The organism is Intrasporangium chromatireducens Q5-1, assembly GCF_000576575.1.
GTDB classification, from domain to species: Bacteria; Actinomycetota; Actinomycetes; order Actinomycetales; family Dermatophilaceae; genus Intrasporangium_A; species Intrasporangium_A chromatireducens.
Genome location: NZ_AWQS01000132.1, coordinates 1 through 11,021, shown reverse-complemented (window position 1 = coordinate 11,021; position 11,021 = coordinate 1). Strand labels below are relative to the sequence as shown.

Below are 11,021 nucleotides of genomic sequence, written 5' to 3'. Positions count from 1 at the left end.
CGAAGGGCCACGTGCGCATGCTGGTCCCGTATGACGCTGACCCCAGTCGTGTCGGGAAGTGGCCTTTCGACGTGGTTCCTCCGTCGAGAGGCCACCAACCGACGAGAGGCCACCAACCGTCGAGAGGCCACCTCCCTGCGGGAAGTGGCCTCTCGATCGGTGGGATTGTGCTCTCGACGGAGCGGGGAGTCAGGCCAGGGCGTCGATGATGGCGTTGAGGGTCTGCGACGGGCGCATCACCGCGGCCACCTTCTCGGCGTCGGGGTGGTAGTAGCCGCCGAGGTCGACAGCCTTGCCCTGGGCGTCGATGAGCTCCTGGGCGATCGTCGCCTCGTTGTCGGCGAGCGCCTTGGCCACCGGCTCGAAGGTCGCGGCCAGCTCGGCGTCCTCGGTCTGCTTCGCCAGCTCCTTGGCCCAGTACAGCGCCAGGTAGAAGTGGCTGCCGCGGTTGTCGATCTGGCCGACCTTGCGGGCCGGGGACTTGTTCTCGTCGAGGAAGGTCCCGGTCGCCCGGTCGAGGGTGTCGGCGAGCACCTGGGCGCGTGCGTTGTCGTTGACCTTTGCGAAGTGCTCGAGGCTCACGGCCAGGGCGAGGAACTCGCCGAGGCTGTCCCAGCGGAGGTAGTCCTCCTTGAGCAGCTGCTGGACGTGCTTGGGGGCCGAGCCGCCGGCGCCGGTCTCGAAGAGTCCGCCCCCACCGAGCAGCGGGACGACCGAGAGCATCTTGGCCGACGTGCCGAGCTCGAGGATCGGGAAGAGGTCGGTGAGGTAGTCACGCAGCACGTTGCCGGTGACCGAGATGGTGTCCTGGCCCTTGCGGATGCGCTCGAGGGAGTACTTCGTCGCCTCGACGGGGGAGAGGATCTCGATCGTCAGGCCGTCGGTGTCCTCGTCCTGGAGGTACTCCTTGACCTTGGCGATGAGGTTGCGGTCGTGGGCCCGCGACTCGTCGAGCCAGAAGACGGCCGGGGCGCCGGTCGCCCGGGCGCGCCGCACGGCGAGGGACACCCAGTCGCGGATCGGCACGTCCTTGGCCTGGCAAGCGCGCCAGATGTCACCGGCGGCGACCTCGTGCTCCATGAGGACCGTGCCCGACTCGTCGACGACCCGGACGGTGCCCGGCGCGGCGATCTCGAAGGTCTTGTCGTGGCTGCCGTACTCCTCGGCCTTCTGGGCCATGAGTCCCACGTTGGGCACCGAGCCCATCGTCGAGGGGTCGAAGGCTCCGTTGGCCCGGCAGTCGTCGATGACGACCTGGTAGACGCCGGCGTAGGAGCTGTCCGGCAGGACGGCGAGGGTGTCCTGCTCCTTGCCCTCGGCGTTCCACATGTGGCCGGAGGTGCGGATCATCGCCGGCATGGACGCGTCGACGATGACGTCACTCGGGACGTGCAGGTTGGTGATGCCGCGGTCGGAGTCGACCATCGCGATGGCGGGGCCGTCCGCGAAGCCCTGCTTCACTGCGGCCTCGATCTGCGAACGCTCGTCCTCGGGCAGCGACTCGATGGCGCGGAGCATCGCACCCAGCCCGTCGTTCGGGTTGGCGCCGACGGACGCGAGCTGAGCGGCATACTTCTCGAACAGCGTGGGGAAGAAGGCGCGCACGACGTGCCCGAAGATGATCGGGTCGGAGACCTTCATCATCGTGGCCTTGAGGTGGACCGAGAAGAGGACGTGCTCCTCCTTGGCCCGCGCGATCTGCGCGCGCAGGAACTCCTCGAGCGCGGCGACGCGCATGACGGTCGCGTCGACGACCTCGTCCTTCAGGACCGGGATGGACTCCTTGAGGACCGTTGTGGTGCCGTCGGCAGCCACGTGCTCGACCCGCAGGGCGCCCTCGTGGTCGATGACCACCGACTGCTCGTCGTGGCGGAAGTCGTCCGCGTCCATCGTGGCCACGTTGGTCTTGCTGTCGCTGCTCCACGCCCCCATCGAGTGGGGGTGCTTCCGAGCGTAGTTCTTGACCGAGGCAGGAGCTCGGCGGTCCGAGTTCCCTTCGCGCAGAACGGGGTTGACGGCGGAGCCCTTGACCTTGTCGTAGGCGGCGCGGGCGGCCTTCTCCTCGTCGGTCTGCGGGTCGTCGGGGTAGTCGGGCAGCGCGTAGCCCTGGGCCTGCAGCTCGGCGATCGCGGCCTTGAGCTGCGGGATCGAGGCCGAGATGTTCGGCAGCTTGATGATGTTGGCCTCGGGCCGCTTGGCGAGCTCGCCGAGCTCGGCCAGGGCGTCGGCGACGCGCTGGCCCGGCTCGAGCGCGTCCGGGAAGCTGGCGAGGATCCGCCCGGCGAGCGAGATGTCCCGGGTGTCCATCGTGACACCCGCCTGCTTCGCGAAGGCCGACACGATCGGCAGCAGGGATGCTGTCGCGAGGGCGGGTGCCTCGTCCGTGTGCGTGTAGATGATGGTCGAGTCAGTCACCGGTGCTCCATTCCGAGGGTCCGACAGAAATCTTGATATCAAGATATCGGATACCGACGCCGTCCGGGCGCCCTCCCCATCCTGCCGACGTGGCAGGGGCCACGCCAGTGCGGGGGTTGACTCCGCGCGCGGACTGAACGATCATTCAAACAACAGGTTGAACGACCATTCAATGACGTTGGGAGCGGCAATGGGCCACGACGACAGGTATGACGGCTACGAGCAGCTGAGCTTCACCCGGCACGACAACGGGGTCCTGCTCATCACGATGGACCGGCCCGAGAAGTACAACGCGACCGACGAGGGGATGCACGGTGAGCTCGCTCGCGTGTGGCGGGACGTCTCCGACGACCCGCAGACCCGCGTCGCGGTCATCACTGGCGCGGGCAAGGCGTTCAGCGCGGGTGGCGACCTCGCGATGGTCGAGCGGCTGGCGGGGGACCATGACCGGGTCGCCCACATGCTGAGCGAGATGAGCGACATCGTCTACGGCATCACCAACTGCGAGAAGCCGGTCATCTCGGCGATCAACGGCGTCGCGGTCGGCGCAGGGACCGTCGTCGGCCTGCTCGCGGACATCTCCATCGTCGCCGAGGACGCCAAGATCGGTGACGGGCACGTCAAGCTCGGCGTCGCCGCGGGGGACCATGCAGCGATCATCTGGCCACTCCTCGCGGGAATGGCCAAGTCGCGCTACTACCTGCTCACGGGCGAGATGGTCGACGGGGCGGAGGCGGAGCGAATCGGGTTGGTAAGCAAGGCCGTTCCCCGGGCCGAGGTGCTGACCGAGGCGATGCGCGTCGCTCAGGTCCTCGCCACCGGATCCCAGATGGCGATCCGCTGGACGAAGCGGTCACTCAACAGCTGGATCCGGCAGGCCGGCCCTATCTTCGACCAGTCCGCTGCCTACGAGATGCTCTGCTTCATGGCCCCCGACGTCGTGGAGGGCTACACGGCGCTGCGCGAGAAGCGGGAACCGCAGTTCCCGTCGGCGCAGTAGCAATGCCCGGCTCGGGCCGCGCCGCGGGAGTATGGGTGCAGCCTCCGGGTTAATTCAGTTTGCCTGAATCCGCCGCACGGCCGTTTTGTGTGAGGCCCTTTGGCATGAATGCTGCCCGTCAGCAGGAGGAGCTGATGAGCCAGGCTCGATCGGCAGTGGTGGCCACTCGATTGGAGCACACGGACGCGGGATCGGTTAGGAGATGCGGGGCTGGCGATGTCAGGTGAGTTGGCCCACCGAGCGGTGGACTGCCTCGGCGGTGCGCTGGCCGGACACGAGGGCGCCCTGGATCGAGGCCGTGTCGCGGTGGTCGCCGCAGACGAAGAGGCCGTCGCCGAGGCTGACCGCGGCCCGCAGCCGCAGCGGGGCCGGCTGCGCCGGCAGCGCCGCCTCGACGCGGTGGTGCGTCACGACCTGCCACGAGCCGGTGTCCCGCCCGTAGATCTCGCCGACGTGGCGGCGCCCCTGCGCCTCGGTCGGCTCCGATCCGGCCCGGTCGAGCAGGCAGGTCGCCTCGACGAGGTGGTGCCCGGGCGGGGCGTAGGAGGGGGCCGCCGCCGTCATGACAGCCGTGTTCCACACTGGCCCGGGAGACGAGGTGGCGGTGCGGCGTCCGTCGACGGCGAGCAGGTTGTGGTGATGCGGTGGCTCCGGCGCCTCGAACCACCAGGTGGCGAGGCCGTGCATCACCGGCGGTGGCAGCGCCGTGAGGCGTGAGGCGCCGACCGGGTCGGTGGCGACGACCACGGCCCGGGCCGAGAGGGTCTGGCCGTCGACAGTGACGGTGGGGGTCGGCCCAGGGCGGACGTGCTCGACCGTGCTGTGCAGCCGGACCCGGTCGCCGAGGCGGTCTGCCAGCTGGGTGGGGAAGGCCTGCATGCCTCCGGCCGGAACGCCGGGCCGACCGAGCACGAACATCCGCACGAGCAGCTGGGTGAAGTGTGCAGAGGACGAGCCGTCGTGCTCGACGAGGACGCCGGCGAGGAACGGGTCGAGCACCTCGCGGCGGAGTCGGCCGGTGACCCCGGCCTCGTCGAGGGAGGCGGCGCGCGTCGAGTCCGACTGCGACAGCACGCCCTTCGGGTCGACGAGCACCCGCCCGGCCCATCGTGCGAGGGCAACCAGTTCCAGCGGACGCAGGTAGCCGCTGCGGAGCGTCGCCGCGAGCAGCCGGGGCTCGCGAACGGGGTCGGCCACGACGGCGAGGCCCCGCTCTTGGCGGACCAGGACGCCGGCGCCGAAGGGTTGGAGGTCGAGCGCCGCGACGTCGACCCACCGCCGCACCGCAGGATAGGCCGGATTCAGCACCTGGAACCCGCGGTCGCACCGGAAGCCGTGGACGACGTCGGTGCGGATCCGACCCCCGACCGCGTCCGACGCCTCGAGGACGAGAGCCTCGTGCCCCAGTTCCCCGAGCCGCTGCGCGCAGCGAAGCCCTGCGAGCCCCGCTCCCACGACGATGACGTCTGCGTCCATGAACGGGCTCACCTCGTTGCTCGACCGGCCTTGTCAGCAGGCTAACCGCATCTCGGATGCGGTCGCGCCGGTCGGCGTGCCGCCCCCGGGTGCCTCAGCCGCGCAGCCGGACCGAGAGACAGGTGACGCAGCCCTCGAGCTTCTCGAACTCCGAGATGTCGACGACCGTCACGTCCAGGCCCCGCTCCCGCAGCAGCTGGGCGGTCCGTGGAGCGGCCGCGGACAGGAGCACCGAGTCACCGCCGAGCAGGACGACGTGCGCGCCGGGCTCTTCGGGGACCGGCAAGTAGCCGACCGCGTCGAAGAGGGACGGGTCGTCGACGACCGGGTCCCAGCCGATGATCGTCCCGTCCGGCAGCGCCGTCAGCGCTGACTTCAGGTGCAGCGCCCTCGTCGTCGGCACCGGCGTGACGGTCAGCCGGAGCGGGGCCAGGGCCGCCGCGAGCTGGCGGATGCCCTCGTCATTGCTCCGACCACCACGGCCGACCCACACCCGGCGGGCGTGCTTGAGGATGTCACCACCGTCGAGCGTGCCCGGCGCCTCGATCTCGACGCAGCGGTACCCCTGCGCCTCGAGGACAGCCCGCAGCCCTTCCTGCTCGGCGCGGCGCTCGACCGCCCCGGACCGGCACAGCACGGCGACGTCGCCATAGACGAAGACCTGGTCCTCGACGAACACCCCGTCCGGGCAGTCGTCTGCGGCCGGGGCCTGAACGAGTGACCACCCACGGTCCTGAAGGACCTGGCAGTACTCCTCCCACTGCCGCTCGGCGAGGCCGGGATCGACCGAGGACGAGCGCTCGATGTGGGTGACGATGCCGTCGGCGAGCTTGGGGGAGGGGCGGCGGACGAGCGCCAGGCGACGGTGCACGGATGCAGCGTATTGCCCCCGCAGCGGGGCGCCGGTCGCAGCCTGCGCCCCTGCCACCGAATCCAGCTCAGCTGCATACGGACGTCGGGGCGCCGGCCACCTGCGCCGCAAGGGTCAGGGATGGCGCTCGATGAGGGCCGCGATGCCGTCGAGGAGCAGCCCCATTCCGCGGTCGAACTCCTCTGCGTAGAAGTTGTCGTCCGGGTCGCCGAGGCTCTCGCTGCCGGCGGCCGTGAGCTGGGGGAACCGCTCGGGGTCGATGAGCTGGGAGATGAGCCCCAGGTAGTTGCCTTGCGGGCTCTCGGGGTCGACCGGGCCCGTGAAGCCCATCTGTACGGACTGGCGGAGGTGGTTCTGCGCCCAGCCGTCGATCGCGAGCATCGCCGAGAGTCGCTGCTCGCTGGTCAGCGGAGTGTCCTCGAGGGCTGCGAGGCCGTGCTCGGTCCAGGCGAGGACGTTGGGCGTGAGCGGGGGAGCGCTCTGGATGAGCTCGACGGTCCAGGGGTGCGCCAGACGACGTTGCGCAATCCCTCGTGCCCACAAGCTGATTCGGTCACGCCACCCGGAGCCGGTGTCGTAGGTGAAGGTCGGCGCACCGTAGGCCACGTCGAGCATGACGGCCTCGAGCTCCTCCTTGCTGTCGACATAGCGGTAGAGCGACATCGTGGTGAAGCCGACCGCGCGGGCGACGCTCTTCATCGAGACCGCCTCGAGTCCCTCCCGGTCGGCGATCTCGACCGCCGCCGCCCCGATGCCCTCGATCGTGCGGCCGGGCTTCGGGCCCCGGCGGCCCTCCGGCTCGCGACCCCAGAGCAGCTGGAGGTAGCGGGGCAGGTCGGTCATGCGGTGAGTGTAGTAACTGCTTGCACCGTACGCAGTAGCGCCACTACGGTGACGAACGACGTATTGCATACACAGAAAGAGCGCGCCCATGAACACCTCCCGTGCAGGCCGCCGCGAGTGGACTGCCCTCGCCGTCCTCTGCCTGCCGCTCCTCATCGTGTCGATGGACGTCTCCGTCCTGTTCTTCGCGGTTCCGCACATCTCGGCCTCGCTCCAGCCGACGGCCACCCAGATGCTCTGGATCTTCGACATCTACGGCTTCGTCCTCGCTGGCCTGCTCCTGACGATGGGCAACGTCGCCGACCGGATCGGCCGCCGCCGACTGCTGCTCATCGGCGCGGTCGCGTTTGCGCTGGCGTCGTTCCTCGCCGCCTACGCCGCGAGCGCGGAGGCGCTCATCCTCGCCCGGGCCGTCCTCGGTCTGGGCGGGGCGACGCTCATGCCCAGCACCCTTGGCATTGTCCGCTCGATGTTCCACGGCGAGGCCGAGAGGGCGAAGGCCGTCGGGATCTGGTCCGCCGTCATGGCGGGCGGCGTCGGGATCGGGCCGGTCGTCAGCGGCCTGCTGCTCGAGCACTTCTGGTGGGGCTCGGTCTTCCTCCTCAACGTCCCGTTCATGGTCCCGTTGCTCGTCCTCGGCCCGGCCCTCCTGCCGGAGTCGCGCAACCCGAGCGCCCGGGTCGACCTGCTGAGCGCCGTCCTCTCTCTTGCCGCGATCCTGCCGATCATCCATGCCATCAAGGGAGTCGCCGCCGATGGCTGGCTGCTGGAGGAGGCCTTGTATGCCGCTGTCGGCCTCTGCGCGGCGGTGGCCTTCGTCGTCCGGCAGGGTCGCGTCGTCTCGCCGATGGTCGACCTCAAGCTGTTCCGCCACAAGGGGTTCGGTGGGTCCGTCGCGGTGCAGGTCACCGGGATGTTCGGCGTCATGGGCAACGCGATCGTCATCACGCAGTACCTGCAGTCCGTCCTCGGCCTGACCCCGCTCGTCGCGGCGCTGTGGAGCCTCCTCCCGTCGGTCGTCGTCGGCGCCGCGGCCCCCGGCGCGGCAGCCCTCTCGACTCGAGTCGGCCGGCCAGCCGTCATGGCAGGCGCCTTCCTCGTCGCAGCAGGCGGGTTCGTCGGCATGCTCACGGCGGGCTCCGGCTCGTCCCTCATGCCGGTCCTCGTCGCCGCGACATTCGTGGCGGCCGGTCTCGTGTCCGTCGCGACCCTGGTGACGGAGTACGCGCTCGCCGTCGCCCCGCCGGAGCGGGCCGGCTCCGTCTCGGCCCTGGTCGAGACCGCCGGTGAGCTCGGCGGGGCCCTCGGCATGGCCGTCCTCGGGAGCATCCTCGGGGCGGTCTATGCCTCCAGGGTGTCGGAGCTGCTTCCCTCCGGCCTCGCCGCCTCGCTCGCAGATGCGGCCGCGGAGACCCTCGGGCAGGCGACCGTTGTGGCCGAGCAGGTCGGCGGACCGGTCGGCCATGGCGTCCTCGACGCGGCCCGCACCGCCTATGTCGAGGCCATGCACGTGACCGACCTCGTCGCCGCCGGGGTCCTCGTCGTCGGTGCGGCGGTCGCCCTCGCGACGCTGCCCCGCCGGTTGGGCCGCCCCGCTGGTGCGGGACCGCAGGCCGCGCGTGAAGCGAGCTCAGCGGCATACGGTGAAAGGGCTTGACCCTCACGCGACGTGAGGCGCCACGCTCGAGGACATGACCGTGAGGACCCAGATGGCGACGTGGACCGTGGGGCAGGTCGCCGACCTGTTCGGCGTGACGGTGCGGACGCTGCACCACTACGACGAGATCGGCCTGCTCGTGCCGAGCGGGCGGTCGGCGGCGGGCTACCGGCTCTACACGGACGCGGACCTGACGCGGCTGCAGCAGGTCGTCGTCTACCGGCGGCTCGAGCTGCCGCTCGACGAGATCCGTGAGCTGCTCGACGGTGGCGAGGACGCAGTCGAGCACCTGCGGCGGCAACGCGACGCGGTCATGTCCCGGCTCGACGAGCTGAGCGAGCTCGTCGCGGCCCTCGACCGAGCACTGGAGCGAGAGATGAGTGACCAGCCAGCAACGCCCGAGGAGATGAAGGAGCTCTTCGGCGACGGGTTCAAGGACGAGTACCAGGCCGAGGCGCAGGAGCGCTGGGGCGAGACCGACGCGTGGAAGCAGTCGGCCGAGCGGACCAAGCGCTACACGAAGGCCGACTGGGCGGCCGTCAAGGCCGAGATGGACGCCGTCAACGCGGCCTTCATCGCGGCGAAGCGGCGCGGCGAGCCGGCGACCGGCGAGGCGGCGATGGACGCGGCCGAGGTCCACCGGCGGCACATCGCCGACCGGTTCTACGACCTCGACCACGAGTTCCACCGCGGACTGGCCGACCTGTACGTATCCGACCCGAGGTTCACGAAGAGCTACGAGGACCTCGAGCCGGGGCTGGCGCAGTATGTCCGGGATGCGATCCACGCCAACTCCGACCGGCACGCCGAGTGAGCATCGCCCCCGGTTCGAGGTATCTACCGGTCAGTGGTGTCCGGGGAATACCTCGAACCAACGAGGGGTGCCGAGGGCGCCGAATGCCGCCGAGCCTCAGCTCTGGCAGAAGAGATGGTCGAACGAGACGGTGACCGTGCCGTCGGCATTGAGAACCGCCTTGGCGTTGTCGTGGAACACCAGGTGCGACCCGTCGGAGCCGGTCGCGTTGATCTGGAAGGTGCTGTGCTCGATGCCGTCGCCGTGGCTGAGCTGGTCGCCGAACGTCGCCGAGAAGTGACCGGTGTAGGTGACCTTGCTCGGGTCGGTCGGGACGAACGTCGCCCGTCCCTCGATGTTGCCCGTCAGCCACGACCCGTGCGAGCCGTTCTTGTTGAGCGTGCCGTGGAAGACCTGGTTCTCCACTGCCGTGACGACGCCCGGATCGCCCGTGCAGGGATTGATGAAGTCGACCACCATGCTGACGTCGTGCTCGGTGTCGGTGAAGGTCGTCGCGCCGTTGCCACCGGCGGTGGCGGTCACCGCTCCGAGGGCCAGGAGCGGCGCCGTGACGAGCGCTGTGCAGGTGGCGCGCAGGGTGGTTCTCATGGGAGTGCTCCTTGTTGCGGTTGTGCTCCTCCCCAACCCTCCACTCTGGTCCTCCTTGGGCCAGGCGGCTGGGCATCAGGACAATCCCAGCGTCTTGGCATCTGGGTCGCATCCTGCGCTGCCCGATCCGGTGCGCAGTCCCACCGCACAGCGGTGACCGATGGGTGAACGGGCGGGGGAGTGCGCTGCGACTCGACCTACCCTTGACGGCATGCGTGTTGGAGTCTTTGGAGCAACGGGTCAGGTCGGTCAGGTCATGCGCGCCCTCCTCGAGGAGCGCGACTTCCCGGTCGACGAGGTGCGGTTCTTCGCGTCGGCGCGGTCCGCGGGCACGACGCTTCCCTTCAAGGGCAAGCAGGTCGAGGTGGAGGACACCGCGACGGCCGACTTCTCCGGCATCGACATCGCCCTGTTCTCCAACGGGGGCTCGACCAGCAAGGAGTATGCGCCGAAGGTCGCCGCCGCCGGTGCCGTCGTCATCGACAACTCCAGCGCCTGGCGCAAGGACCCCGAGGTCCCCCTGGTCGTCTCGGAGGTCAACGCCGACGACCTGACCGAAATCCCCAAGGGGATCGTCGCGAACCCGAACTGCACGACGATGGCGGCGATGCCGGTCCTCGCGCCCCTGCACGAGAAGGCCGGCCTCGTCCGGATGCACGTCGCGAGCTACCAGGCCGTGAGCGGCTCCGGCGGCAAGGGCGTGCAGGAGCTCGACCGTCAGCTGCGCGGCGGCTACGCGGCGGGCGACCCGACCGGCCTCGCGCTGCACGGCGACGCCGTCGAGGTGCCGCAGCCGCAGGTGTATGCGGTGCCGGTCGGCTTCAACGTCGTCCCGGTCGCCGGCTCGATCGTCGACGACGGCTCCCTCGAGACCGACGAGGAGCAGAAGCTGCGCAACGAGTCCCGCAAGATCCTCCACGCGCCGGAGCTGCGCGTGTCGGGGACGTGCGTGCGGGTGCCGGTCTTCACGGGGCACAGTCTCGCGATCCACGCGGAGTTCGAGCACGACATCACCCCCGAGGAGGCGCTCGACCTGCTCAAGAACGCGCCCGGCGTCGTCGTGACCGAGGTGCCCAACCCGCTCGAGGCGGCGGGGCGCGACGAGGTGTTCGTCGGTCGGGTCCGCGCCGACCAGGCGGCTCCGGAGGGCAAGGGTCTCGTCCTCTTCGTCGTCGGCGACAACCTGCGCAAGGGCGCCGCGCTCAACGCCGTCCAGGTCGCCGAGGAGCTCGTCAAGCGGCGCGCCTGACCTCCCAGCCACGAGCATTCGGTATGCCGCTCAGCTCACTTGGCTGAGCGGCATACCTCTCCCTGTGGCTGAGTCCCACCCCGTCGAGAGGCCACCAACCGACGAGAG

General features: G+C 70.0%; 9 protein-coding genes. 4 read left to right on the top strand and 5 right to left on the bottom strand.

The window, feature by feature from the left end:
• Positions 1-189: 189 nt before the first annotated feature.
• On the bottom strand, positions 190-2,415 hold the full coding sequence (locus N864_RS14465) for an NADP-dependent isocitrate dehydrogenase (RefSeq protein ID WP_034718127.1): 2,226 nt from the start codon (positions 2,413-2,415) through the stop codon (positions 190-192).
• 190 nt (positions 2,416-2,605) lie between these two features.
• Between N864_RS14465 and N864_RS14460 the strand changes: the two genes are divergently transcribed.
• Complete coding sequence (locus tag N864_RS14460) at positions 2,606-3,415, top strand: enoyl-CoA hydratase/isomerase family protein (protein WP_034718121.1); 810 nt, start codon at positions 2,606-2,608, stop codon at positions 3,413-3,415.
• 219 nt (positions 3,416-3,634) lie between these two features.
• Here the strand turns inward: N864_RS14460 and N864_RS14455 are convergent, their stop codons facing one another.
• From N864_RS14455 to N864_RS24725, 3 genes are all read right to left on the bottom strand, one after another.
• Complete coding sequence (locus tag N864_RS14455; protein WP_034718119.1) at positions 3,635-4,891, bottom strand: NAD(P)/FAD-dependent oxidoreductase; 1,257 nt, start codon at positions 4,889-4,891, stop codon at positions 3,635-3,637.
• Between the two features lie 94 nt (positions 4,892-4,985).
• On the bottom strand, positions 4,986-5,762 hold the full coding sequence (gene ddaH / locus N864_RS14450; RefSeq protein WP_034718129.1) for a dimethylargininase: 777 nt from the start codon (positions 5,760-5,762) through the stop codon (positions 4,986-4,988).
• A gap of 114 nt (positions 5,763-5,876) precedes the next feature.
• Positions 5,877-6,605 (bottom strand): TetR/AcrR family transcriptional regulator, encoded by a 729-nt coding sequence (locus N864_RS24725; RefSeq protein ID WP_034718116.1) that lies wholly within the window; start codon positions 6,603-6,605, stop codon positions 5,877-5,879.
• An 88-nt stretch (positions 6,606-6,693) separates the two neighbouring features.
• Here N864_RS24725 and N864_RS14440 point away from each other — a divergent pair, with 88 nt between their 5' ends.
• Entirely contained in the window at positions 6,694-8,262 is a 1,569-nt protein-coding gene (locus N864_RS14440) for an MFS transporter (RefSeq protein WP_034718114.1), read from the top strand.
• Between the two features lie 34 nt (positions 8,263-8,296).
• Positions 8,297-9,076, top strand: a complete 780-nt coding sequence (locus N864_RS14435) for a MerR family transcriptional regulator (RefSeq protein ID WP_240474338.1) — start codon at positions 8,297-8,299, stop codon at positions 9,074-9,076.
• A 96-nt stretch (positions 9,077-9,172) separates the two neighbouring features.
• Here N864_RS14435 and N864_RS14430 read toward each other — a convergent pair whose 3' ends face one another.
• Positions 9,173-9,664: a hypothetical protein gene (locus N864_RS14430; RefSeq protein ID WP_034718111.1), complete on the bottom strand. Its 492-nt coding sequence runs from the start codon at positions 9,662-9,664 to the stop codon at positions 9,173-9,175.
• Positions 9,665-9,875: 211 nt separating this feature from the next.
• Between N864_RS14430 and N864_RS14425 the strand changes: the two genes are divergently transcribed.
• The gene (locus tag N864_RS14425; protein WP_034718109.1) at positions 9,876-10,913 is read left to right on the top strand and encodes an aspartate-semialdehyde dehydrogenase; all 1,038 of its coding nucleotides are present in this window, start codon (positions 9,876-9,878) and stop codon (positions 10,911-10,913) included.
• Positions 10,914-11,021 lie beyond the last annotated feature (108 nt).

What these genes read in the sequence shown, in the direction of transcription:
- N864_RS14460 (WP_034718121.1), top strand. Translation starts at nt 2,606, where the DNA reads ATGGGCCACGACGACAGGTATGACGGCTACGAGCAGCTGAGCTTCACC.
- N864_RS14455 (WP_034718119.1), bottom strand. Translation starts at nt 4,891, where the DNA reads ATGGACGCAGACGTCATCGTCGTGGGAGCGGGGCTCGCAGGGCTTCGC.
- N864_RS24725 (WP_034718116.1), bottom strand. Translation starts at nt 6,605, where the DNA reads ATGACCGACCTGCCCCGCTACCTCCAGCTGCTCTGGGGTCGCGAGCCG.
- N864_RS14440 (WP_034718114.1), top strand. Translation starts at nt 6,694, where the DNA reads ATGAACACCTCCCGTGCAGGCCGCCGCGAGTGGACTGCCCTCGCCGTC.
- N864_RS14435 (WP_240474338.1), top strand. Translation starts at nt 8,297, where the DNA reads ATGACCGTGAGGACCCAGATGGCGACGTGGACCGTGGGGCAGGTCGCC.
- N864_RS14430 (WP_034718111.1), bottom strand. Translation starts at nt 9,664, where the DNA reads ATGAGAACCACCCTGCGCGCCACCTGCACAGCGCTCGTCACGGCGCCG.
- N864_RS14425 (WP_034718109.1), top strand. Translation starts at nt 9,876, where the DNA reads ATGCGTGTTGGAGTCTTTGGAGCAACGGGTCAGGTCGGTCAGGTCATG.